28 protein-coding genes are annotated in these 21,587 nt (G+C 68.9%); 17 read left to right on the top strand and 11 right to left on the bottom strand.

Features of this window, described 5'->3' with window-relative positions; genetic code table 11:
- Positions 1–30 precede the first annotated feature (30 nt).
- From NCO8_RS17560 to NCO8_RS17515, 10 genes are all read left to right on the top strand, one after another.
- Positions 31–1,353 carry a sensor histidine kinase gene (locus NCO8_RS17560; protein WP_312032660.1) on the top strand — a complete coding sequence of 441 codons (1,323 nt, stop codon included), beginning with the start codon at positions 31–33 and terminating at the stop codon, positions 1,351–1,353.
- Between the two features lie 119 nt (positions 1,354–1,472).
- Positions 1,473–2,036, top strand: coding sequence for an RNA polymerase sigma factor (locus tag NCO8_RS17555; RefSeq protein ID WP_067640979.1), 564 nt, complete (start codon positions 1,473–1,475; stop codon positions 2,034–2,036).
- On the top strand, positions 2,027–2,599 hold the full coding sequence (locus tag NCO8_RS17550) for an Asp23/Gls24 family envelope stress response protein (protein ID WP_067640976.1): 573 nt from the start codon (positions 2,027–2,029) through the stop codon (positions 2,597–2,599). Before NCO8_RS17555 ends, NCO8_RS17550 begins: the two co-directional genes overlap by 10 nt.
- A gap of 5 nt (positions 2,600–2,604) precedes the next feature.
- On the top strand, positions 2,605–2,973 hold the full coding sequence (locus NCO8_RS17545; RefSeq protein ID WP_067641575.1) for an Asp23/Gls24 family envelope stress response protein: 369 nt from the start codon (positions 2,605–2,607) through the stop codon (positions 2,971–2,973).
- Positions 2,970–3,305: a hypothetical protein gene (locus tag NCO8_RS17540; protein WP_067492458.1), complete on the top strand. Its 336-nt coding sequence runs from the start codon at positions 2,970–2,972 to the stop codon at positions 3,303–3,305. Before NCO8_RS17545 ends, NCO8_RS17540 begins: the two co-directional genes overlap by 4 nt.
- 73 nt (positions 3,306–3,378) lie before the next feature.
- Positions 3,379–3,849: an Asp23/Gls24 family envelope stress response protein gene (locus tag NCO8_RS17535; RefSeq protein ID WP_067640974.1), complete on the top strand. Its 471-nt coding sequence runs from the start codon at positions 3,379–3,381 to the stop codon at positions 3,847–3,849.
- A 1-nt stretch (position 3,850) separates the two neighbouring features.
- The gene (locus NCO8_RS17530) at positions 3,851–4,039 is read left to right on the top strand and encodes a hypothetical protein (RefSeq protein WP_067492453.1); all 189 of its coding nucleotides are present in this window, start codon (positions 3,851–3,853) and stop codon (positions 4,037–4,039) included.
- Positions 4,036–4,389, top strand: a complete 354-nt coding sequence (locus NCO8_RS17525; protein ID WP_218022672.1) for an Asp23/Gls24 family envelope stress response protein — start codon at positions 4,036–4,038, stop codon at positions 4,387–4,389. The genes NCO8_RS17530 and NCO8_RS17525 overlap by 4 nt, the downstream gene beginning before the upstream one ends.
- The gene (locus NCO8_RS17520; protein WP_067640973.1) at positions 4,386–4,922 is read left to right on the top strand and encodes a DUF6286 domain-containing protein; all 537 of its coding nucleotides are present in this window, start codon (positions 4,386–4,388) and stop codon (positions 4,920–4,922) included. The genes NCO8_RS17525 and NCO8_RS17520 overlap by 4 nt, the downstream gene beginning before the upstream one ends.
- The gene (locus NCO8_RS17515; protein WP_067640972.1) at positions 4,919–5,494 is read left to right on the top strand and encodes a hypothetical protein; all 576 of its coding nucleotides are present in this window, start codon (positions 4,919–4,921) and stop codon (positions 5,492–5,494) included. The genes NCO8_RS17520 and NCO8_RS17515 overlap by 4 nt, the downstream gene beginning before the upstream one ends.
- Positions 5,495–5,567: 73 nt before the next feature.
- Here the strand turns inward: NCO8_RS17515 and NCO8_RS17510 are convergent, their stop codons facing one another.
- Positions 5,568–6,221 carry a DUF8020 domain-containing protein gene (locus tag NCO8_RS17510; RefSeq protein ID WP_067492449.1) on the bottom strand — a complete coding sequence of 218 codons (654 nt, stop codon included), beginning with the start codon at positions 6,219–6,221 and terminating at the stop codon, positions 5,568–5,570.
- 238 nt (positions 6,222–6,459) lie between these two features.
- Here NCO8_RS17510 and NCO8_RS17505 point away from each other — a divergent pair, with 238 nt between their 5' ends.
- A complete protein-coding gene (locus NCO8_RS17505) occupies positions 6,460–7,620 on the top strand; it encodes a YhgE/Pip domain-containing protein (RefSeq protein ID WP_067640970.1) in 1,161 nt (386 codons plus the stop codon).
- 67 nt (positions 7,621–7,687) lie between these two features.
- Here NCO8_RS17505 and NCO8_RS17500 read toward each other — a convergent pair whose 3' ends face one another.
- Entirely contained in the window at positions 7,688–8,311 is a 624-nt protein-coding gene (locus tag NCO8_RS17500; RefSeq protein ID WP_067640969.1) for a DUF8020 domain-containing protein, read from the bottom strand.
- A 204-nt stretch (positions 8,312–8,515) separates the two neighbouring features.
- On the opposite strand from NCO8_RS17500, the gene NCO8_RS17495 reads away from it, so the two are divergent.
- A complete protein-coding gene (locus tag NCO8_RS17495) occupies positions 8,516–9,088 on the top strand; it encodes a hypothetical protein (RefSeq protein ID WP_067640967.1) in 573 nt (190 codons plus the stop codon).
- Between the two features lie 54 nt (positions 9,089–9,142).
- Here NCO8_RS17495 and NCO8_RS17490 read toward each other — a convergent pair whose 3' ends face one another.
- The 4 genes from NCO8_RS17490 to pdxH all read right to left on the bottom strand — a co-directional run bounded on the left by NCO8_RS17490 (position 9,143) and on the right by pdxH (position 13,260).
- Positions 9,143–9,502, bottom strand: coding sequence for an FKBP-type peptidyl-prolyl cis-trans isomerase (locus NCO8_RS17490; RefSeq protein ID WP_067492438.1), 360 nt, complete (start codon positions 9,500–9,502; stop codon positions 9,143–9,145).
- A gap of 40 nt (positions 9,503–9,542) precedes the next feature.
- Entirely contained in the window at positions 9,543–10,856 is a 1,314-nt protein-coding gene (locus NCO8_RS17485; protein WP_084457266.1) for a citrate synthase, read from the bottom strand.
- 294 nt (positions 10,857–11,150) lie between these two features.
- Positions 11,151–12,434 (bottom strand): MFS transporter, encoded by a 1,284-nt coding sequence (locus NCO8_RS17480; protein WP_174550340.1) that lies wholly within the window; start codon positions 12,432–12,434, stop codon positions 11,151–11,153.
- A gap of 64 nt (positions 12,435–12,498) precedes the next feature.
- Positions 12,499–13,260, bottom strand: coding sequence for a pyridoxamine 5'-phosphate oxidase (gene pdxH / locus NCO8_RS17475; RefSeq protein WP_067640965.1), 762 nt, complete (start codon positions 13,258–13,260; stop codon positions 12,499–12,501).
- 76 nt (positions 13,261–13,336) lie between these two features.
- Here pdxH and NCO8_RS17470 point away from each other — a divergent pair, with 76 nt between their 5' ends.
- Positions 13,337–14,458, top strand: coding sequence for a citrate synthase 2 (locus NCO8_RS17470; protein WP_067640963.1), 1,122 nt, complete (start codon positions 13,337–13,339; stop codon positions 14,456–14,458).
- 428 nt (positions 14,459–14,886) lie between these two features.
- Here NCO8_RS17470 and NCO8_RS17465 read toward each other — a convergent pair whose 3' ends face one another.
- Positions 14,887–15,099, bottom strand: coding sequence for a hypothetical protein (locus tag NCO8_RS17465; protein ID WP_157104955.1), 213 nt, complete (start codon positions 15,097–15,099; stop codon positions 14,887–14,889).
- 177 nt (positions 15,100–15,276) lie between these two features.
- Positions 15,277–15,912, bottom strand: coding sequence for a hypothetical protein (locus tag NCO8_RS17460; protein ID WP_067640959.1), 636 nt, complete (start codon positions 15,910–15,912; stop codon positions 15,277–15,279).
- Positions 15,913–16,204: 292 nt separating this feature from the next.
- Here NCO8_RS17460 and serC point away from each other — a divergent pair, with 292 nt between their 5' ends.
- The 3 genes from serC (at position 16,205) to NCO8_RS17445 (ending at position 19,652) form a co-directional block, all read left to right on the top strand.
- Complete coding sequence (gene serC / locus NCO8_RS17455) at positions 16,205–17,326, top strand: phosphoserine transaminase (RefSeq protein ID WP_067492426.1); 1,122 nt, start codon at positions 16,205–16,207, stop codon at positions 17,324–17,326.
- Between the two features lie 407 nt (positions 17,327–17,733).
- A complete protein-coding gene (sepH, locus tag NCO8_RS17450; protein ID WP_067640957.1) occupies positions 17,734–18,807 on the top strand; it encodes a septation protein SepH in 1,074 nt (357 codons plus the stop codon).
- 128 nt (positions 18,808–18,935) lie between these two features.
- Positions 18,936–19,652 (top strand): DUF6928 family protein, encoded by a 717-nt coding sequence (locus tag NCO8_RS17445; protein WP_067640954.1) that lies wholly within the window; start codon positions 18,936–18,938, stop codon positions 19,650–19,652.
- Here the strand turns inward: NCO8_RS17445 and NCO8_RS17440 are convergent.
- Entirely contained in the window at positions 19,626–19,922 is a 297-nt protein-coding gene (locus NCO8_RS17440; RefSeq protein WP_067640952.1) for a DUF2537 domain-containing protein, read from the bottom strand. The two genes, NCO8_RS17445 and NCO8_RS17440, sit on opposite strands and share 27 nt — an antisense overlap.
- Positions 19,919–20,749, bottom strand: coding sequence for a TrmH family RNA methyltransferase (locus tag NCO8_RS17435; protein WP_067640951.1), 831 nt, complete (start codon positions 20,747–20,749; stop codon positions 19,919–19,921). The genes NCO8_RS17440 and NCO8_RS17435 overlap by 4 nt, the downstream gene beginning before the upstream one ends.
- Here NCO8_RS17435 and NCO8_RS17430 point away from each other — a divergent pair.
- On the top strand, positions 20,748–21,134 hold the full coding sequence (locus NCO8_RS17430) for a YccF domain-containing protein (protein WP_067492416.1): 387 nt from the start codon (positions 20,748–20,750) through the stop codon (positions 21,132–21,134). The genes NCO8_RS17435 and NCO8_RS17430 overlap by 2 nt on opposite strands.
- On the opposite strand, the gene NCO8_RS17425 is transcribed toward NCO8_RS17430, so the two are convergent.
- On the bottom strand, positions 21,135–21,566 hold the full coding sequence (locus NCO8_RS17425) for a MarR family winged helix-turn-helix transcriptional regulator (protein ID WP_067492414.1): 432 nt from the start codon (positions 21,564–21,566) through the stop codon (positions 21,135–21,137).
- Positions 21,567–21,587: the final 21 nt, after the last annotated feature.

Raw genomic sequence — 21,587 nt, 5'->3', positions numbered from 1 at the left:
CCGAAAGTCCGTCGCAGGCAATCGTTTTCGTTGCGAACACGGGTCGCGGCGGCCGCGGCGGCGGGTGCGGTGATCATCGTGAGCATTGCCGCGTTCGTCGGCTTTCAGGCGATCGAACGCAACAATGTGACCCAGACGGATCAGCAACTCGAAATCGCCTCGCGCATCGTGCTGATCGAGCCGGTGCTCGCCACCGGTTTCGTGAATCTCACCGGGCTGCAGAACACGATGGCGCTCACCGTGCGCGACAACGGCCAGGTGACCGCGTCCAGCTCCACCCAGCTGCCGGATCTCGCGCCCGGCTCGCAGACCGTCGAGGTGAACGACCAGCCCTACCGGGTGCTCACCACCACCGAGAACCAGCCGGCGGGTCGCACTGTGTCGCTTGCCATTCCGACCACCGAGGCGGCGAAGGCGACGGCTGATCAGCAGCGCTGGGTACTCGCGGGCGCCGCGATCGCGGTCGCCGCGGCGGCTGCCCTCGGCTGGCTCCTCGCCGGTCGGGCTGTCGACCCGATCGTGCGGCTCACCCGGCAGGTCTCGGCGCGCAGCGCCTTCCCCGATCCCGACCACCCCGCCCAGCCGGTGGACGGTTCCGGTGTGGACGAGGCGGAGAAGCTCGCCGAGGCGGTGAACACCATGCTCGCCCGCGTCGATCAGGCCCAGGCCGAGACCGCCGCCGCGCTGGAGACCGCCCGCGATTTCGCCGCCGTGTCCGCCCACGAACTGCGCACGCCCCTCACCGCGATGCGCACCGATCTCGAGGTACTGCGCACGCTCGATCTCACCGACGCCCAGCGCCGCGAGATCCTCGACGATCTGGCCCGCACCGAAACCCGCGTCGAGACGACGCTTTCCGCACTGGAACGGCTGGCCCGTGGTGACCTCACCGCCGAAGCCGACCACGTCGCCACCGATGTGGCCGACCTGTGCGACCAGGCCGCACACGACGCCATGCGGCACAACCCCGGCCTATCGGTGCGCATCGATACCGACGCCGAACTGATCACCCGCGGTCTGCCCGCGGGCCTGCGCCTTGCCGTCGACAACGCACTGACCAACTCGGTGAGACACGGTGGCGCGACCGAGGCCGTCGTCTCGGCTCACCGCGTCGGCGCCGACCGCGTCGTCATCGCGGTCGACGACAACGGCACCGGCGTTCCCACCGCCGAACGCGACCGGGTGTTCGAGCGGTTCGCCCGTGGTTCCAACGCCACGAAGATCGGCTCCGGCCTCGGCCTCGCTCTGGTCGCCCAGCAGGCCCAGCTGCACGGAGGCCGGGCCTACTTCGAGAACAGCTCCCTCGGCGGCGCACGGCTGGTCCTCGACCTGCCGATCCGCCCCGCCGTCTGAGATCGCGACACCCCTGGGACCTCGGGGAACCGGGACAGAGACGACGATCACTCATAATTCGCCGTGACGATGTCCTGCGCGTCGGTGTCCATCACAGGAGCAGCGGAGGAGGTGGGCGTGTGACGACGTCACCCGCGGCCGAGACAGAGCTGGACGACGCGACCCTGGCAGGTCGGGCGCGTGACGGCGATGTCCGCGCATACGAGCAGCTGGTGCTGCGCTATCAAGGACCGATGTTCCGGCTCGCCGCCAAGATGCTGGCCGACCGCGCCGAGGCCGAGGACGTCACCCAGGAGGTGTTCCTCAAGGCCTGGCGGACGATCGCGCGCCTGCAAGACGACGCCGCGTTCGCGAGCTGGCTCTACCGGATGACGACCAACCGGTGCCTCAACGTCATCCGCGCGCGCCGCCCCTCCACCGAGGTCGACCCCGACACCACGGCGTCGACCCGCACCGACACCCGACCCGATCACGCCACCGAGGTGAGCAGCCAGATGGCCGCGCTGACCGACGCGCTGCAACTGCTCACGCCCGAACAGCGGGCCTGCTGGCTGCTGCGCGAAGTGCACGGCCGTTCCTATGACGAGATCGCCGAGATCGTCGGCACCAACAGCACTGCGGTGCGCGGACGGATCGCGCGTGCCCGAGCCCAACTGGCAGAGGTGATGAAGCCATGGCGGTGACCCACAACGACAACGACTACCTGCTCCCGTGCGGACGCGGTCTCGAACAGGTGTGGGAACGACTCGACGACAACGACGTCGACAGCCACGAGGCGACGTGCCCGCAGTGCGCCGCGGCCAGGGAGAGCCTGCTGACCCTGCGCACGGCCACCCGCGAACTGATCGAGGAACCCGACCCACCCCCACCCGATCTGTTCGGGCGCATCATGTCGGCCGTGCGCGCCGATGTGCGCCGTGGCCGCACCCTCACACTCGACACACCTCATCCCGGCGCCATCCAGGTCAGCGAGCAGGCGGTGGCCGTTGTGCTGCGGTTCGCGGCCGACACCGTCGACGGCGTGCGCGCCCGCGGTTGCCGGGTGCAGAGCAGCGAGCCCGGCGCGGACGGCGAGCAGGTGATCGCCGTCGACATGACCATCGCCGTGCGCCACGGCGTGCCGCGCATCGAGGACGTCGTCTCGCTGGTGCGCGAGCGGGTGCGCGCCGCGGCCACCGCACGGGTCGGCGTGCACCTGGGCAGGCTCGACCTCACCGTTGTCGACATCTACGAGGAGGACCGGTGACCGGCATGCTCCCCGAAACCGAAGTGATCGTCGGCGACGCCGTGATCGCCGCGGTCGCCGCGCGGGCGGCGGCCGCGGTGTCCGGGGTCGCCCGGCTCGAACCCGGCGTACTCGGCCTGGTCGGTCAGCTCGCCCGCACCGGACGCCGGCTCTGGATCGGACAGGAACCCGCCGCCTCGGCCGGTGTCCGGGTGCGGCGCACCGGCGGGCTGCTCAGCCTCCAGGTCGATCTGGCGCTGACGGCGTCGGCGCATGTCGGCGAGGTCGGCCGGGCGGTGCAGCAGGCTGTCGCGCGAGCGGTCACCGAAGACACCGGCGCCGAGGTCGACGAGGTGACGGTGTGGGTACTCGATATCGAACCGGGGCGATCGTGAGCGGTGAGACCGAATTGATCGACCGGATCGTCGCGGCCATCGATGCCGTCGACGGAGTACATCCCGCTGTCCCGATGGGCTTGGAGAACAGCCGCTGGTTGCCGTGGAACGCGGGCAGCTCGGCGGTGGATCTCGATGAGACGGCGGTGCAGTTGCGCGTGGTAGCCGCTAGTTTGCCGCTGCGTCCGCTGATCGACAAGCTGGAGGCCGCGATTCGCCCGCTGCTCGACGAAACCCCGTGGGCAGGCGCGGGGTTGCGGATCCATGTGGTCGACCTGCACGCCGAAACCGTTGCCGGCGGGAGCGATCCAGATCACGTTCCCCGCCCGTGACGAAACCCCGGCCACGGTGTCCTACCAGTGTTAGTTCGAGAAATGTTGGAGCACAACACCATCGGAGGAAGCTATGACCAGCACGAGCACCGAGAACAGCAAGGCCGTCGAGAAGACCGGCGCACCGGGCAAGGGTACGGGCGCGCTGGCGACCGACCAGGGCACGACGACCATCGCCGATACCGTTGTCCAGAAGATCGCCGGGCTCGCGGCACGTGAGGTACGCGGCGTGTACGCCCTCGGTGGTGGCACCGCCCGCGCGATCGGCGCACTGCGCGACCGCATTCCGGGCGCTTCCTCGAGCATCGGCCAGGGTGTCTCGGTCGAGGTCGGCGAGAAGCAGGCCGCGGTCGACCTGGAACTCGTCGTCGAATACGGCGTCGCCATCGCCGAGTTGGCGCGCGCGGTGCGCCGCAACGTGATCACGGCCATCGAGCAGATGACCGGACTCGAGGTCGTCGAGGTCAATATCAACGTCAACGACGTCTACATCGAAGACGAGTCCGACGACCAGCAGCAGCCGACCCGCGACCGGGTGCAGTGACATGAACGCCACCACGATCTGCCTCGTCATGGGCCTGTCCCTCGGCTTCGCCGCCGCTTTCGGCGGGCTCGGCGCGTTCGCCGTTGTGCTGATCTTCGGTGGCCTCGGCCTGCTGATCGGGCGCTGGCTCGACGGTGAAGTCGATCTGTCCGGGCTGCTGCGGTCGGCGCAGGATCGGAGCAGGCGGTGACCAGCGCCGCCACCGAGCTCGCAGGCGTCACCGCGCGTCCCGAGACCGCCGAATTGCCAGGGGCGACGACGATCGACGAGCGCGTCGTACGGCGCATCGCCGCTCGGGCCGCGACCGAGGTGGCCGGGGTCGAACCGGATGTGCGGGTGCGCGCCGAGGTCGTCGGGACCGGCGCCACCCTGCACGTCCGGCTCCCGGTCCGCTATCCGTCGCCGGTCGCGCGCGTCACCGACGCGTGCCGCGCGCACCTCATCGCCAGGACCGAGGCGCTGACCGGTCTGACCGTGCCACGGGTCGACATCGAGGTGTCGGCCATGGTTCCCGAACCGCCGGAAAGGAGAGTCCGATGACGCGTCGGCCCCGCCGGGTCGTCCCGGCCGTCGTCGTCGCCCTGGCGTTGCTCGGCGCCGCCGTGCTCGTCGCGGTGTCGCTGATCCAGCGGCTCACCGGGTCACGGGAATGGGTTTCCTACGACAGTCTCGCCACCCGGCTGCACGACACGTCGTGGGACAGCGTGTGGGTGCTCGGTGCGGGTGCGGTCCTCGCCGTGGTGGGGTTGGCGCTGCTCGCGGTCGCGGTGACACCGGGCAAGCCGGTGGTGCTCGCGCTGGAACCCGGTGACGATCTCGAGGCCGGGATCGCTCGGCGCAGCCTGCGGCACGCGCTCACTGATGCCGCGGGCGCCGTCGACGGTGTCGAGAAGGCGCGGGTCCGGTTGCGCCGCAAGAAGATCCACATCGCGGGGCACACCCATCACACCGCCGAGCGGACCGCTGAGAACCTCGGCACAGCCGTGTCCGCCCGGCTGGACCGGATCAGGCCGGCCGTTGTCCCCCGCCTGCGCACCAGCCTGCGCACGATCGGACCAGGAGGTACGCGATGACCGTCGTCAACCGGCCCGCCCGGCTCAATCGCGGACTGCTCGGGCTGCTCGGCCTCACGCTCGCCACGGCGGGCGGGCTGCTGATCGCGGCACACCTCGGTGCCTTCGCCCGGATCTCGCGCGATTCACCGCTGGTACCCGGGACGGCGGAACCACCGCACTGGGTCTTCTTCCTCGCTGTGGCGGGAGCCGTCGTCCTCGCGCTCGCCGCGTTGCGGTGGCTGGCCGCCCAATTCACGCGCCTGCCCAAGCAGACGGTGTGGCAGCTCGGGGACTCCACCGAGCAGGGGTACACCCGCCTCGGTTCCGGTGCCGCCGCCGAACCGGTTGCCGCCGACATCGAGACCTACGACGGGGTCCGATCGGCCACCGCCCGGCTCTCGGGCACAAAGCTGGCACCCGATCTGCATCTGCTGGTCGAGACCGACCCCGACGCCGATCTGACCGCATTGCGCAAACGGATACTCGGTCACGCCGTTCCCCGGTTGCGAACGGCCTTGGAGCTCAGTGCGATTCCGGTGAGCGTCGAGTTCCGGATCGCCGATCGCGGCAGAACCAAGCGCGCCAGGTAGCCGAAAGCCCCGCACGGCGAGTGCGGGGCTTTCGTGTGCCGAGCCGAGGGCTACCGCCCGCGGGTGCGGATCATCAGGGCAGGACCTGGGGGACGGCTTCCGGGATGACCAGGCCGATGACGGCGCCGATCACCGCGCCGGTGATGGCGGTGGAGATCACGCCGGGGATGGCGCAGAAGACGTAGCCGATGATGAACGCGGCCAGGGCCGGGACGCACAGGATGGCGGCGGCGATCGCACCGATCGTCGCGCCCGCGGCGGCACCGTTCTGGACCGGGTCGTGGTTGGCGGCGGCCGGGTCGGTGGCGATGTTCTTCAGCTCGGTGCTGGTGTCGGCCGACAGCGCGGGGGCCATCGACACGCTCTTGCCGTCGGCCGAGACCACGGAGGCGACCGCGATGGCGTTGCCGTCGACGGTGTTCAGCTTCAGCGGCACCTCACCGACGGTGACGCCCTCGGCGGAGACCACGGTCAGCGCGTCGGGGGTGAGCACGAAGCGGCCGTTCTCGACGGTCGCGGAGATGGTGCGCAGGTCGGGCGAGACGGCGCTGCGGAAGTCGACACCACCCTCGGACACGACGCTGGACAGGCCCGTGGCGATCTGCGCCTGACGCTCGGTCACGTCGGCGGCAGCGGTGCCCGCGGTGACCAGCGAGGTGGCGACGGCCAGCGGCAGCGCGGCGACGAACGCGCGGCGACCCGCACGGGTGATGGTGTGGCGGAACATGAAAATGTCTCCCTCCCGATGCCTCCGGCGACCCCCGAACCCCCGGACGAATCGAAAAAATCTCGATGTCGATTGACTCGAGAGTTGTACCGAACAGAACAGCTGCGAAACCGGAACTGTGACACAGCACATAGCATTCGGGGGTTAACAGTCTCGATGAGTGGGAAATGGTGTTCCTCAACGAACTCTCAGACAACCCCCACGACCCGCACCGAACTGTCCCGATACCGTCGCGGCTGTGATCCACACACGCGCCCGCCTGCTCTGCCTGCTCACCGCCGTCCTGTTCACCGGTGCCACCGTCGCCGCTTGCGCCACAACGGATTCCGCGCCTACCGGGATCGCGCTTGTCAACGCCGACACCGGACCGACCGGTGAACGGGTCGCCAAGGCGGTGCAGGACGCGGGCGGCTACGAGTGGACGCTCGCGAAGCCCGGTGAGGTCGACCCCGGCGACTACGCCGCGGTGATCACGCTGCCCGCCGATCTCACCTCGGCCATGGCCACCCTCGCGACGCCGACACCGCAGCGCGCCAAGGTCACCGTCACCACTCACGAAGGCGCCGACCAGCGCACGGTCAACGGCGCGGTCGACGTGGTGACTCATCGGATCGGCGCGTCCGGCGTGGATGCGGCGTTGGCGGCGGTGTCGCAGGCGCGCAATCAGATGACCTCGGTGCAGTTCACCGCCCAGCTTCTGAGCGCGGGCGTGAACGCGGCCGCCGATGGGGCCGACCAGTTCAGCGGTGGGGCGGAGCAGTTGCTCGGCTTCCTCGACTTCGCCAAACAAGGGGCGGGACAGCTCACTTCGGCGATCGAGTTGCTGAACCAGACCGTCGACGGCGCGGCACTGCAGGCCACCCAGCTCGCCGATGCCCTCAGCTCCACCGGCGTGACCATCGCGGGCGTGCAGAACAGCGCGGCCGCCCTCGGCTCCGGTCTCGACCAGATCCTGCCGCCACTGAAGGCACTCCCCTTCGCCGCCGACCCCCAGCTGGCCGGCATCATCACCAAACTCGAAGCGCTCCAGGCGGTCTCGAACCAGGCGGGCACCCAGTTGGCCGGTCTGAGCGAATTGACGGGCGCCGCAGTAGATCCCGATACCGACCTCGGCACGCTCCTGCGCACGGTCGTCGCCCGCCTCAACAGCGCCCGCGACCAGCTCACCCAGGGTGCCGCCCTCGCCAAAGACCTCCCCACCCTCGCCGAACAGGGTGGCGCCCAACTGGTCTCGGCCATCGAACAACTCACCGGCGGCGTAGGCGCCCTGCAGAACATCGTCGGCAACCTCAACACCCAAACCAGCAAGGCACTCGAAGCCCTCCCCCCACGTGGTCAATCCCAGCAATCCGCCTTGGCCCTCGCCCTCACCGACCCTGTCGAGGTCGTCCACGAGTAGCCCGCGGTATCTGCGCTGGAAATGCCTGCGGCCCGGTCGAAGTAGACCGGGCCGCAGGGTTTCGGGGTCAGGGCAGGATCTGAGGGATGACGTCCGGGGCGGCTACGCCGACGATGGCGCCGATCAGGGCGCCTACCAGGGCGTTGGGGAGGCCGACGAGGCCGACGCAGGGCAGGTAGAGGATCATCGTGGTGATCATCGGGATGCAGACGACGGCGGCGGCGATCAGGCCGATGCCCGCGCCGATGGCTGCGGCGTTCTGGACCGGGTCGGGGAACTGGGCGGCGGGGTTGGTGGCGATGGTGCGCAGTTCGGCCGTCGCGGCGGGGGTGGGCTGCGGAGTCACCGTGAGGCTGTGGCCGTCGGCGGCGATCTCGGTGGCGAGGGAGATGAGGTTTCCGCCCGCCGTGGTGAACGAGGTGGGGATCTGCCCGGTCTGCTCGCCCGCGGCCGATTCGACGACCACACCCTGCGGGCCGAGCACGAAACGACCTTCGGACAGCGAGGCCGACACGGTGCGCAGATCCGGGGCGACAGTCGTGCTGAACCCTTCGCCGGTGCTGGCCAGCCCCTGCGCGAAGCGCACCTGATCGGATTCAGCCGAAGCCGTCCCGGCACCGACCACGCTCACCGCGACGGCGACGGGCAGCACGGCGGCCAGCGCGTGACGGACAACCTTGTGGTGGAACATGATCGAGAATCTCCCTCCCGAATCACCCGAGCAGCCGGGCCTCGGGCGAATCGAACAAGTCACTGTCATGGACAACGCATTGGAAACGAGACACACGGGGAGCTATGGCTCCGGTCACACTCGCCGCACATTACCCCGATGCCCGACCGCGCCGCGCCACGGGGCGCCGCAGCCCGTAAGCTGACGCGCGGGAAGGGGGGCAGGATGATCGAAACCGGCTCTGGTACACACAATGTCGCACCCACCGGACCGGTGCGCCCGCCGGGCGGCTCGCCCGGTGTCGGCTGGATCGTCGTCGGCCTCCTGGTGCTCGTCGCGGCCCTGATCGGCGGCTCGGCAGGCGCGGTGGCCGTGTTTCGCGAACCCGCCGCTCCCGTGGCGCTGCCGGGCGAGCCCACCGTGCTGCCCCAGGAGGCGGCCCGACTCGCGGCCTGCGCGTTCGCGCGGTTGATGGTGACTTATCACCACAGCGACTTGGACGGCTACTTCGAGCAGATGCGGGCCGGTTCCACCGGCGAATTCCACGACCAGTTCGTGGAGGGCGCCGCCGGGCTGCGGGCGGCGATGGAGACCGCTCAGGTGTCCTCGACGGTCGAGGGCGAGCCGGAGTGTCTGTCCAGGTCCGGCGCGGGCACCGAGTACGTCGTCGTCGCCATCGTCGGTCAGCGGCTGACCAACGGCACCGCACCCGACGGTCGGTCGCAGCGCACCACCTTCGCACTGACCATGCGCAAGGTCGACGACCGTTGGCTGGCCGCCGCGATCGACAAGGTGTGAAACGCCGGCGGCCCGTGTCTCCCTGAGGGAAACACGGGCCGCCGGTAGCTCAGCTCAGTTGGCGTCGAGCAGGTCGATCACGAAGACCAGGGTCTTGCCCGACAGGTGGTGACCCGCACCGACCGGACCGTAGGCCAGCTCCGGCGGGATGGTCAGCTGGCGACGGCCGCCGACCTTCATCCCCGGGATACCGTCCTGCCAGCCCTGGATCAGGCCGCGCAGCGGGAAGGTGATGGATTCACCACGGTCCCAGGAGGAATCGAACTGCTCGCCGGTCTCGAACTCGACGCCGACGTAGTGGACCTCCACGGTGCCGCCGGGCACAGCTTCGGCGCCTTCGCCTTCGATGATGTCCTTGATGACGAGCTGAGAGGGCGGCGGGCCCTCCTGGAATTCGATTTCCGGCTTGGTCATTGCGGGCTATCCCCTTCGATAGTGTGCGTTGTCCAGATGACTAGCGGTTGTCGATAGCGCGGTAGTCACGCTCACCGTAGCCGGTGTAGATCTGGCGCGGGCGGCCGATCTTGAGCGGCTCGGAGTGCATTTCGCGCCAGTGCGCGATCCAGCCGGGCAGACGGCCCATCGCGAACAGCACGGTGAACATGCGGGTCGGGAAGCCCATCGCGCGGTAGATGACGCCGGTGTAGAAGTCGACGTTCGGGTACAGGCGACGCGAGACGAAGTAGTCGTCGGTGAGGGCGGCCTCTTCGAGCTGCTTGGCGATGTCGAGCAGCTGGTCGTCGCCGCCGATCTTCGACAGGATCTTGTCGGCGGCCTGCTTGACCAGGGTGGCGCGCGGGTCGTAGTTGCGGTAGACGCGGTGCCCGAAGCCCATGAGCTTCACGCCGTCTTCCTTGTTCTTGACCTTGCGGATGAATTCCTTGACGTCGCCGCCGTTGGCCTTGATCTCGTCGAGCATCTCGAGCACGGCCTGGTTGGCGCCGCCGTGCAGCGGGCCCCAGAGCGCGTTGATGCCGCCGGACACCGAGGTGAACAGGTTGGCATCCGACGAGCCGACCAGGCGCACGGTCGAAGTGGAGCAGTTCTGCTCGTGGTCGGCGTGCAGGATCAGCAGCATGTCGAGCGCGGCGGCGACCTCGGGGTCGACCTCGTAGGGCTCGGCCGGGAAGCCGAAGGTCATCCGCAGGAAGTTCTCGACCAGCGACAGCGAGTTGTCGGGGTAGAGGAACGGCTGACCGACCGACTTCTTGTACGAGTACGCCGCGATGGTCGGCAGCTTCGCCAGCAGGCGGATGGTCGACAGCTCGACCTGCTCGGGATCGCGCGGGTCGAGGGAGTCCTGGTAGTACGCCGACAGCGCGTTCACCGCGGACGACAGCACCGGCATGGGGTGCGCGTTGCGCGGGAAGCCGTCGAAGAACCGCTTCAGGTCCTCGTGCAGCAGGGTGTGGCGGCGGATGCGATCGGTGAAGTCGTCGAGCTGGGCCTGGGTCGGCAGCTCGCCGTAGATGAGCAGGTAGCTGACCTCGATGAAGGTCGAGCGGCCGGCGAGCTGGTCGATCGGGTAGCCGCGGTAGCGCAGGATGCCCGCTTCGCCGTCGATGTAGGTGATGGCCGACTTGGTCGACGCGGTGTTCATGAAACCGGGGTCGTAGGTGACGTAACCGGTGCTGGCCAGCAGCTTGCCCAAGTCGAGTCCGTCGTTGCCCTCTGCGGCCCTGGTGACCGAGATCGGGAACTCGCCACCGGGGTACTGCAGTACCGCCTTGGCGTCATCGGCGACGTTGGTGATGTTCTCAGCGGGCACGGAAGGATCCCTCTCAGGCTAGTTGAGATTCTCGCCGAGCCCTGAAACCCGGCGCCGAACCGTGCGCCGTTTGCGGTCGGCAGACGGCGCGCTTGGTGTAACGCTAACTCTTGTCGGCCGTGGATGAGCAATCAGGGTTGGCCTGGGCTGTGCTCACACCGGGGCGAATCCGTGGTGAGGTGCTCCACCTGCGCGGATCCGGGTTCGCACGGCGCGCGGCGGGGCCGGAACCGGTGGTCACGGCCCGAACCTGCCCACCACCCGCGTCGACCATGTATTTCCTTGTCTCCCAACTTATTCGGCGACAACCTCGGCGTGCGCGCGAGCCACGCGGTAGCGAACGAAAGCGGGGAAGGCCAATGCGGCGAGAAGCACCCCGATCACCACGAGGACGCCACCACCCGCGGCGGCAACAGCAGTACCCAGGCTCGCGGCGGCAAAACCGTGGGCAACATCACCGACCCGTGGTCCACCGGCGACAACCACGATGAACACCCCCTGCAGCCGACCGCGCATCTCGTCGGTCGACACGTTGAGCAACATCGCCGTCCGGAACGCCGCCGACACCATGTCGACCGCACCGCCGAGCGCCAGGAACGCCAGCGCGATCCACAACCACACCCCCAGCCCGAACAGGTGACCGGCCAGGCCGACCGCGAGGCCGAAACCGACCATCGCCACACCCCAGATCGCGATGCACACGATCACCGCCAACCCCTGCCTGCGCACCCTTGGCACCCAGCCGGAGAACACTCCGCCCAGCACCGCGCCCGCCGAGATCGCCGCGAACAACAGACCGAGCGCCACACCGCCCTCGGCCGGATCGTGGAACGTCTCGTGCGCGATCTGCGGGAACAGCGCGCGCGGCATGCCGAACACCATGGCGATGATGTCGACGACGAAGGAGGCGAGCAGGATCCGCTGGCCGGTGAGATAGCGGAAGCCGTCGATCACGGCACGCAGACCGGCCCGGCGCTGCTCACCGCTCGGCGGGAAGGCGGGCAGGCGGCACACCGCCCACAGGGTGGCGAGCAGCGCGATCGCGTCGAGCAGGTACAGCGTCGGCAGACCGAGCACGGGGATCAGCACACCGGCGAGGACCGGTCCGGCGATCATGCCGACGTTCTGCACCGTCATGCTCAGCGAACTGGCGGCGGCGATCTGCTCGGGCGGCAGCAACCGGGCGATCAGGGCGCTGCGGGTCGGCTGGTTGACCGCGAAGAACGCCTGCTGGGTGGCGAACAACCCGAGCACGAGCCACACGTTGTTCAGGCCGAGCGCGGCCTGCACCCAGAACGCGACCGCCGTCGCCCCGGTGCCCGCGGTGGTGATGACGAGCAGGGTGCGCCGGTCCATCACGTCGGCCAGCGCGCCGCCCCACAGCCCGAACACCACCAGCGGAATCAGGCCGAACAGTCCGGCCAGGCCCACGTACCCGGAGCTGCCGGTGATCTGAAAGATCTGCTGCGGCACCGCGACTACCGACAGCTGCGCGCCGATGACGGTGACGATGTTGGTCGTCCACAGCCTGCGATAGTCGCGATTTCGCAGGGGCCGGGTATCGGCGAGCAGTTTCACGCGCCGGAGATTAGCCAGTTGCGCTGAAACGTCCCATGTTCGCGCTCGGTGAGATATCCCACCGTCAGGGTTGCAGGCGCAGAACCGTCGTCTGTTCGCCGTCGATGCGGACGACGATCCGGTTGTGCAACCGTCCGTGCCTGCCCTGCCAGAACTCCACCTCGTCGGGTCGCAGCAGGTAACCACCCCAGTGCGGTGGGACCGGGATGTCGTCGACATCGGCGAACCGGGCGGTGGTCTCGGCCAGGGCGCGATCGAGGTCGGCGCGGGTGGCCGCGGGCCGCGACTGCTGCGAGGCCCAGGCGCCGAGCCGGGATTCGCGCGGCCGGGTCTGCCAGTACGCCTCGGTGACCTCGGGTGCGACACGTTCGGTCACGCCGCGCACGTGCACCTGTCTGGCCAGCGACGGCCAGACGAAGGTGGCGGCCGCGTACGGGTCGGCGGCGAGCTGATTGCCCTTGGCCGAGTCGTAGTTCGTATAGAAGACGACACCCTCGGGCGAGAGGCCTTTACACAGCACCGTGCGCGCTACCGGCCGTGGCGCCGGTCCGGCGAGCGAGACGGTGGCCAGCACCATCGCGTTCGGTTCGGCCACCCCGAGGGTGCCCGCCTGTTCGATCCAGCGGCGCAGCAGCGGCTCCCAGCCACCGGCCACCCACGACTCGTCCAGATCGGGTTCGGTGGTGCGCACCGCCCGCGGATCGCCGTAGTCGACGCGCATCGTGCTCAGGTCGACAGCGCCGGAAATCGCGGCGTCGGACAGGGTTACGGAAGGCTGCGCGGCGGGCTCGGTCGCGGCCGCCGAGGACGGGTCGAGTTCACGCATAGGGGCGACGTTACTCCGCAGTACCAGCGGGTCTATCGTTGCGAAAGATCGGCCTGCCCCTGCAAGGAGAGTCACCATGACCGCGAGCTCGGTACCACAGGATTTCGTCAGCGGATTGGAAGGCGTGGTGGCCTTCACCACCGACATCGCCGAGCCCGACAAGGACGGTGGCGCCCTACGGTATCGCGGCGTCGACATCGAGGATCTGGTCGCCAACCGGGTGACTTTCGGTGACGTGTGGGCGCTGCTCGTCGACGGTCAGTTCGGCCGCGGCCTGCCGCCCGCCGAACCGTTCCCGCTGCCCGTGCACACCGGCGACGTGCGCGTCGACGTGCAGGCAGGCCTGGCCATGCTCGCCCCCATCTGGGGTTACGAGCCGCTGCTCGACATCGACGACGAGACCGCCCGCGAGAACCTCGCGCGCGCCTCGGTGATGGCGCTGTCGTATGTGGCGCAGTCCGCGCGCGGCATCTACCAGCCCGCGGTACCGCAGAAGAAGATCGACGAGTGCACCACCGTCACCGAGCGGTTCATGACCCGCTGGAAGGGTGACCCGGACCCACGCCACACCGAGGCCATCGACGCCTACTGGGTGTCGGCCGCCGAGCACGGCATGAACGCCTCAACCTTCACCGCCCGCGTGATCGCCTCCACCGGCGCCGACGTGGCGGCGTCGCTGTCGGGTGCGATCGGCGCCATGTCGGGCCCGCTGCACGGCGGCGCGCCCGCCCGCGTGCTCCCGATGATCGAGGAAGTCGAAAAGACCGGCGACGCACGGGCTCTGGTGAAGGGCATCCTCGACCGCAAAGAGAAGCTGATGGGCTTCGGCCACCGCGTCTACCGCGCCGAGGACCCCCGCGCCCGCGTCCTGCGCGCCACCGCGAAGCGCCTGGCCGCCCCCCGCTACGAAGTAGCCGCCGCCCTCGAACAGGCCGCCCTCGCCGAACTGCGCGAACGCCGCCCAGACCGCGCCATCGAAACCAACGTCGAATTCTGGGCCGCGGTCATCCTCGACTTCGCCGAGGTCCCCGCCCACATGATGCCCGCCATGTTCACCTGCGGCCGCACCGCAGGCTGGTGCGCCCACATCCTCGAGCAGAAGCAGCTCGGCAAGCTCGTCCGCCCCGCCGCCATCTACACCGGACCGGGCCCCCGCAAGCCGGAAGAAGTCGCCGGCTGGTCCGCCATCGCAGACTGACACCCACTCCCCCGACCGGGCACCGACTCATCGGTGCCCGGTTTTTTGTTCGCTCAACCGTCGAGTCCGGTCGGCAGGTCTACCTTCGAGCCTGCAGGCTCACCTGCGGTGAACAGTCTTCAGCCCAGGTCAGGAGAGTAGCGATGCTGTCGCGAGTCCTGCCAGGAAGCACGGGATGCCGAGGGCGAGGCACGCGAAGGCGGCCAGGAAGCCCACGCCTGTACGGCGGGCATGTGGGCGCCACGCTGTAGGGAACGATCCGATCACTGTGAGGGTGATTCCCAGGATCACGGGGGCGCAAATCAGCCATATCGCATCCCGTAAGTCGGCCACCAGATAAGGCAGGGAGAGGCACACCGTCGCCGCCACGACGGCCAGACAACTCTCTGGGCCGAACCATTCTTCGCGTCGATACGTAAATTCGTTCTTCACAGGGATAGCGCCCAGAAGAGCGCGGAAAACAGCAGAATCACCGACAGGCCGAGCGCTGCGCCCAGCGAACGTGGACTTCTTTTCCACGCGAGTAAGCAGATCACCGACGCCGCTGTCACCGTCAGCAAGCCGAACAGGCTGCCGGCCGGGACGTCTACCGCTGGATATGCGGCATCGGCAAGCTTTGCCGCAACCCCGAAAATGAACATCGCGGCAGCCGCAGAGATAGGTACCCCTAGGGTCGCGGCCTCCCAGAATGTCGGCATCGCTGACAGCTCCCGGAGGCCGGTCTTCGCTGCGCGTCGCACTATCACGTCACCACAGTAGTTCTTCGTACCGAGGGCTCGATTGCCATGTGCGCGAATACAAAAGCAGAGGTTGTCGGGTCAGCTCAGGGAGGTGAAGTCGAGGGCTACGGACTTTCCTCGGTCGACGGTGAAGAAGGCGGCTTCCAGGCGGGTGCCCAGTTCTATTTGGCCGACGGCGGTCAAGGGGACGGGTTGGATCAGGCGGACTCGCCAGGGGGTTGGTTCGTCCCAGGCTCGGAGTTCCAGGTCGAGGCGTAGGACCGGGTCTTCGCGGGCGGTGTAGTCGGTGGCTATGGGGGCTACGGCGAGGACGGTGGCTTCGGCGCGGCGGCCGTTGGCGAGGATCTTGGCGGTGGAGCCGGGGGTGGATTTCGTTTGTTCGGGGAGGTACAGGACGACGCGGTCGGGGTCGCCGGGGTCGACGCGACAGCCGATGGTGTCGCCGGGGCGCATCCATTCCGGGTCCTGGCTACGGATCCGTTGCCGTACGCGCACGTCGTAGGGCAGCTCGTCGGGCAATTGGACCCGCACGCTGAACCGGTAGCCACCCTCGCCCCGGCGCGACCACACCGACAGCACGGTGGCACTCGCCGGCAGCCCCCTGAGCAGCAGTTCCCGGCGTGCCCCCTCCGACAGCAAGCCCGGCCGCCGCCCGAAAACCCACAGCCACCGGTCGAGCAGGTTCCGTCCCGAATCGACCGCGAGCAGAGTCATAGCGGAAGAGTACTGCCAACTACGTTGGCGCCAGGGCAAATTCCCCGCACAAGGCACCGGCCGCGCATCCGGCATCAACGCCAAGCGGCACCGCCTCGGCTCGGGGCGTCACCGAGACCCACGGTCCGCGCACACAGCGGGCAAGGCACGGCGCGGATCGCGCCCGGTCGATCAGCGGCGAAGCGCGGGCCGCAACCGCCGCAGGTGCGGGATCGCCGGTCCGACGTGGGGCGGCTCACAGACCCGCACCCACCGCGACCACCGTCATCCGCCCACCACTAAACTCCCCCGCATGACCAGTGCGTTCCCGACAATTCCCGCCGACCTCAAGCCCGCCGACGGACGGTTCGGCTGTGGCCCGTCCAAGGTCCGCCCGGAGCAGCTGCAGTCGCTGGTGACTGTCGGCGCCTCGGTCTTCGGCACCTCGCATCGCCAGAAGCCGGTCAAGGACGTGGTGGCGCGGGTGCGCAACGGCCTGCGCGAGCTGTTCTCGCTGCCCGAGGGCTACGAGGTGGTGCTCGGCAACGGTGGCACCACCGCGTTCTGGGACGCGGCCGCCTTCGGCCTGATCCGTGAGCGTTCGCTGCACCTGACCAACGGCGAGTTCTCCTCGAAGTTCGCCTCGGTCGCCAAGGGCAACCCCTTCATCGGTGACCCGATCGTCGTGTCGTCGGAGCCGGGCAGCGCGCCCGAGCCCGTGTCGGACCCGAGCGTCGACCTCATCGGCTGGGCCCACAACGAGACCTCGACCGGTGTGTCCATCCCGGTGTCGCGTCCGGCCGGTTCGGAGAACGCGCTGATCGCCATCGACGCCACCTCCGGCGCGGGCGGTCTGCCGGTGAACATCGCCGACTCCGACGTGTACTACTTCGCCCCGCAGAAGTGCTTCGCCGCCGACGGTGGCCTGTGGGTCGCGATCATGAGCCCGGCCGCGCTGGCCCGCGTGGAGGAGATCAAGGCCTCGGGTCGCTGGACCCCGGAGTTCCTCTCGCTGCCCGTCGCCATCGACAACAGCACCAAGGACCAGACCTACAACACCCCGGCCATCGCCACCCTGCTGCTGTTCGCCGACCAGATCGAGTGGATGAACACCAACGGCGGCCTGGACTGGACCGTGAAGCGCACCCTCGACTCGTCCTCGCGCCTCTACACCTGGGCCGAGCAGAGCTCCTTCGCCACCCCGTACGTCACCGATCCGGCGCACCGTTCGCAGGTCGTCGGCACCATCGACTTCGACGATTCGGTCGACGCCGCCCAGGTGGCGAAGATCCTGCGGGCCAACGGCATCGTCGACACCGAGCCGTACCGCAAGCTTGGCCGCAACCAGCTGCGTGTGGGCATGTTCCCGGCGATCGACCCGGAAGATGTCTCCCAGCTGACCCGTTCCATCGACTGGGTCGTGGGTCAGCTGTAATTTTTTGCGGCGCCTGCGGCGCCGCGGGGGTTTGCGCCCTGTAAGACCGGGAGTTGCGGGCACGATTTTTGTTCCTTCGTCGCAAAAATCGCACCCGCAACTCCCGGTCGGCGCAAACCCATTCAGTATTCTCCGGCGCTGACACACGTCGTTCGTCAGCGTTGACACGCTTCGCAAAGTTCGCATTCTTCGCGACATTCCATCCGGCACCGAGCCGTTGATCTATCACCAAAACGCCTGTACACGACCAGGATTCGCGCGCGGAGCTGATCAGATTAGCCGTCCGGGGTGCCCGCGTGCGCGATTTGGGCGTGCGTGTCTGCTGCCGCGGCCAAGTAATGTGCACTACTGTCTAGGAAAGTGGGCGGTGTCCTAACAGACGGAGCCGACGCGATAGGGAGGTAACGGTGCGTGAACTTCGAGTGATCGGGGTGACGCCCGACTCCACGCACATCGTGTGCAGCGACCTCGAGTCCGGCACCAAGTTCCGGCTGCCCGCCGACGACAAGCTCCGCGCGGCGGCGCGCGGCGACCTCGCACGATTCGGCCAGATCGAGATCGAAATGGAAGCGTCTATGCGTCCTAGAGATATCCAGGCCCGTATTCGCGCCGGCGCGTCCGTCGAGCAGGTCACGGCGGAGTCCGGCATGCCGGCGAGCAAAGTCGAGCGGTTCGCCTATCCGGTGCTGCTCGAGCGTGCTCGCGCCGCCGAACTGGCGCAGAAAGCCCATCCGGTGCGGCCGGACGGCCCGGCGCTGGAAACGCTGCACGAGATCGTCACCGCGGCCTTCGCCGAGCGCGGGCACACCATCGAACACGCCGAATGGGATGCCTGGAAAGACGAAAAGGGGTTCTGGGTCGCGCAATTGCAGTGGCGGCACGGGCACTCCGAGATCGCCGCGCACTGGCGCTACCAGCCCGACGCGCACGGCGGTTCGGTCTCCCCGCTCGACGACCCGGCCAACGACCTGATCGATCCGGATTTCGGTCGCGCCCTGCGTGGTCTGGCCACCATGCCAGCACCGTCGGCCCCGGTGGTCGAGGCGCCGGTTCCGGTGGAGCCGCGCCCGCGCGAGCCGATGACGCCTGCGCCGCGCCCGCAGAGCCGTCCGCAGCCCGCGCTGGACGAGTACTACGAGCAGCGTCAGGTCGCGGCAGGCGGTGGGACGGCGGCGATTCCGGCCAAGCCGGCGCCGACGGCCATGCCCGCCACTCCGATGCCTGCCTCGCCGATGCCTACCGCACCGATGCCGACCGCACCGATCCCGGCGGCACCCAAGCCCGCCGCGCCGATTCCGGCGGCGACGGCACCCGCTGCGCCCAGCGAGCCCGCCACACCGACGCCGCCCGCCGCGCAGCAGGACAAGCCCGCCGCCAAGCCGGAGCCGGAAAAGCCGAAGCCCGCACGCAACAAGCGCGGTAAGGCACCGATGCCGTCCTGGGAAGACGTCCTCCTGGGCGTTCGCAGCTCCGGCAACTGACTGTGCACCGGCGGCCCCGAGTTCTCCCGAGAACTCGGGGCCGTGCTGGTCGACAGCGGGGTCGAGCGCACGCCCGGCGCGGCGGCAGCCACCGCACCACGGGTTCCGATAACTGTCGGAGGTGACACGTGAAGTCGGCTTCCACGCTCTGGTATGTCGATACCGCTGATCCCGCCGCCGTCCTGCGCGAACGGCCCGCGTCCGATCCCGTTGCCGCGCAGGCACTGGCGGGTGAGCTGTACGCCGACAACGATGTGCGCCCGATCGTGGTCGGAACACTCGACGGCTGCGCTGGTCCGGATCGCGACGAGGTCTATATCGGGTGTTATCCCGGAGTGACGGTCGTGTGCACCGCCGAGGCCGCGCTGATCGAGCCGACCAGATTGCCCGATCTGCTCGTGCGCCCGCTCGCTTCCGAACACACCTACCTGATCTCGTTCGACACCACCGTGCACTGGGGTGCGTTCGCCCACTGGGAACGTGGGGGATTCCGGCGCTCGTTCAGCTCGACCAGGGTCGACATCCTGGAGAACGAGGGACTGCCCATGGTGTGGGAGCGCGAGTTCTGGGCCGGAGACCATCCGGTGCCGTGGGATCGGGACGACCGGCCGGGCCCGCAATCGCTGCCCTTCGATCCACCCGATTTCGCCGACGCGGCCAATGCTCATTGGCTCGGCTTCCGCTATCTCGAGGCACCCGGGCTAGGCGACCTGCCCGTCTGCGGATTCACGCTGTACCCGAAAGGCCGGGCGCCCGAACCTGTGTCGACCGCGCCTCCCAGGCGCGGTCTGTCCCGCTGGCTGCGCAGGCCCGGTCGGCTAGCCGACGACCAGGTAGACCAGTAGCGCGATCCAGCCCAGCGCCACGCCGACCACCGCCCCCGCGAGCACCCAGCGCACGACCGGCGTGCACCGCCAACGCCACACCGTCGGCGCGACCCCGACCACCGCGATCACGTTCACCCCGATCGCGAGCAGCGGATGCACATCGGCCAGCGCGACACCGAACGCGTACACCGCCACCGCGCCGAGCGCCGCGACGAGCGCGATCACCGTGCCGCCCAACGCCCACGGCACCGAACCCGACCCCGCCCGATAGGGCCCGTCCGGGCTCATGACGTGCGGACTCGTTCGTAGAACGCCATCGCGGCAGCCGTGGCGACATTGAGCGAATCGGTGCCGGGCGACATGGGAATACGTGCGCGAATGTCGGTGGCGCGCATGGCCTCCTCGGTCAGGCCGGGGCCCTCGGCGCCGAGCAGCAGGGCTACCCGCTCGCCCGTCATCGCGGTCGCCAGGTTCACCGCCGCCGGATTCGGGGTGAGCGCGATGACCTGAAAACCGCGCTCCCGCAACAACTCCAGCCCACCCGGCCACTGCGGAATCCGGGCGAACGGAACCCGCAGCACGTGCCCCATCGAGACGCGGACCGAACGCCGGTAGAGCGGGTCGGAGCAGCGGTCGCCGAACAGCACCGCGTCGGCGCCCAGCCCGGCCGCGTTGCGGAACATCGACCCCAGGTTCTCGTGATCGTTGACGCCCTCCAGCACGGCCACCGTGCGCGCACCGTCGAGCGCCTCGTCGACCGTCAACTCGGCCGGGCGCGGCGCGACCGCGAGCACACCGCGATTGAGGTGGAAGCCGACCACCTGGGCCATCACCTCGGCCGTCGCCTGGTAGTAGGGCACATCGAGACCCGCGAGGTCGTCGGCGAGGGCCTCGTAGCGCTTGGCGACACCGAGCAGCGCACTCGGGGTGAAACGCGAGTCGAGCATGCGCTGCACCACCACGACCCCCTCGGCGATCACCAGTCCCTTGCGGCCGGGCAGGTCGGGCCTGCGATCGGCGGAGGACAGGTCGCGAAAGTCGTCGACACGCGGGTCGGCGGGATCGTCGAGGGGAATTACTTCGGCCACCGGATCATCCTGGCATGCTGGAAGCATGAAGCTGGTTCAGTTGATCTTGAACATTCTGTGGGTGGTGCTCTGCGGGTTCTGGATGGCAGTCGGCTACCTGTTCGCGGCGCTGATCTGCTTCGTCCTGATCGTCACGATCCCGTTCGGCATCGCGTCGTTGCGGCTGGCCGGTTACGTGCTGTGGCCGTTCGGGCGCACGGTCGTCGACAAACCGAGTGCCGGGGCGGGATCGCTGCTCGGCAACATCATCTGGTTCGTCTTCGCCGGCTGGTGGCTGGCGCTCGGCCACGTGTTCACCAGTGTGGCGCTGGCGGTGACGATCATCGGGCTGCCGTTCGCCTGGGCCAATCTCAAACTGGTTCCGCTGTCGCTGTTCCCGCTCGGCCACGAGGTGGTACCGCAGCAGGGCTGACTACTCCGAACCCGCGATGATCTGGTTCATGATCGCCACGGCCTGATCGAGCACCGCGAGCTGTTCCGGGCTGAGGTTGGACAGCTGCTCGGTCATCCAGGCCTCGCGCGCGTGCGTCTCGTCGGCGACCAGCGCCCGGCCGGCCGGTGACAGCGACACGATGATCTGGCGTCCGTCGGTGGGATGCGGTCTGCGCTGGACCAACTCGAGGTCGGCGAGGGAGGCGATCACGCGGGTCATCGACGGCGGCTGCACGCGCTCCTTGCCCGCGAGATTGCCGGGCGTCATCGCGCCGTCGCGTGCGAGGGTGGCCAGGGCCGACAGCTGGGTGAGCGAGATCTGCGCTTCGGCACGGCGGCCGCGCAGGTGTCTCGTGAGCCGCACAACCGCCAGCGAGAGATCACCGGCGAGGGCACGGACGTCGGATGGCACTGTCACAGTGCAGAACTCTAC

This window comes from Nocardia coubleae NBRC 108252 (assembly GCF_001612805.1).
In the GTDB taxonomy this organism is placed as follows: domain Bacteria; phylum Actinomycetota; class Actinomycetes; order Mycobacteriales; family Mycobacteriaceae; genus Nocardia; species Nocardia coubleae.
Note: the sequence above shows the minus strand (reverse complement) of the source record. Positions and strands in the feature narration are given on the sequence as shown.

Excerpts from the sequence above, each read along its gene's own strand:
- NCO8_RS17515 (WP_067640972.1), top strand. The coding sequence starts at position 4,919 with ATGACCGTCGTCAACCGGCCCGCCCGGCTCAATCGCGGACTGCTCGGG.
- NCO8_RS17430 (WP_067492416.1), top strand. The coding sequence starts at position 20,748 with ATGAAGCTGGTTCAGTTGATCTTGAACATTCTGTGGGTGGTGCTCTGC.
- NCO8_RS17490 (WP_067492438.1), bottom strand. The coding sequence starts at position 9,502 with ATGACCAAGCCGGAAATCGAATTCCAGGAGGGCCCGCCGCCCTCTCAG.
- pdxH (WP_067640965.1), bottom strand. The coding sequence starts at position 13,260 with ATGCGTGAACTCGACCCGTCCTCGGCGGCCGCGACCGAGCCCGCCGCG.
- NCO8_RS17495 (WP_067640967.1), top strand. The coding sequence starts at position 8,516 with ATGATCGAAACCGGCTCTGGTACACACAATGTCGCACCCACCGGACCG.
- NCO8_RS17510 (WP_067492449.1), bottom strand. The coding sequence starts at position 6,221 with ATGTTCCGCCACACCATCACCCGTGCGGGTCGCCGCGCGTTCGTCGCC.
- serC (WP_067492426.1), top strand. The coding sequence starts at position 16,205 with ATGACCAGTGCGTTCCCGACAATTCCCGCCGACCTCAAGCCCGCCGAC.
- NCO8_RS17530 (WP_067492453.1), top strand. The coding sequence starts at position 3,851 with ATGAACGCCACCACGATCTGCCTCGTCATGGGCCTGTCCCTCGGCTTC.
- NCO8_RS17500 (WP_067640969.1), bottom strand. The coding sequence starts at position 8,311 with ATGTTCCACCACAAGGTTGTCCGTCACGCGCTGGCCGCCGTGCTGCCC.
- NCO8_RS17460 (WP_067640959.1), bottom strand. The coding sequence starts at position 15,912 with ATGACTCTGCTCGCGGTCGATTCGGGACGGAACCTGCTCGACCGGTGG.
- NCO8_RS17535 (WP_067640974.1), top strand. The coding sequence starts at position 3,379 with ATGACCAGCACGAGCACCGAGAACAGCAAGGCCGTCGAGAAGACCGGC.
- NCO8_RS17440 (WP_067640952.1), bottom strand. The coding sequence starts at position 19,922 with ATGAGCCCGGACGGGCCCTATCGGGCGGGGTCGGGTTCGGTGCCGTGG.
- NCO8_RS17470 (WP_067640963.1), top strand. The coding sequence starts at position 13,337 with ATGACCGCGAGCTCGGTACCACAGGATTTCGTCAGCGGATTGGAAGGC.
- NCO8_RS17550 (WP_067640976.1), top strand. The coding sequence starts at position 2,027 with ATGGCGGTGACCCACAACGACAACGACTACCTGCTCCCGTGCGGACGC.
- NCO8_RS17545 (WP_067641575.1), top strand. The coding sequence starts at position 2,605 with ATGCTCCCCGAAACCGAAGTGATCGTCGGCGACGCCGTGATCGCCGCG.
- NCO8_RS17520 (WP_067640973.1), top strand. The coding sequence starts at position 4,386 with ATGACGCGTCGGCCCCGCCGGGTCGTCCCGGCCGTCGTCGTCGCCCTG.
- NCO8_RS17465 (WP_157104955.1), bottom strand. The coding sequence starts at position 15,099 with ATGTTCATTTTCGGGGTTGCGGCAAAGCTTGCCGATGCCGCATATCCA.
- NCO8_RS17435 (WP_067640951.1), bottom strand. The coding sequence starts at position 20,749 with ATGCTTCCAGCATGCCAGGATGATCCGGTGGCCGAAGTAATTCCCCTC.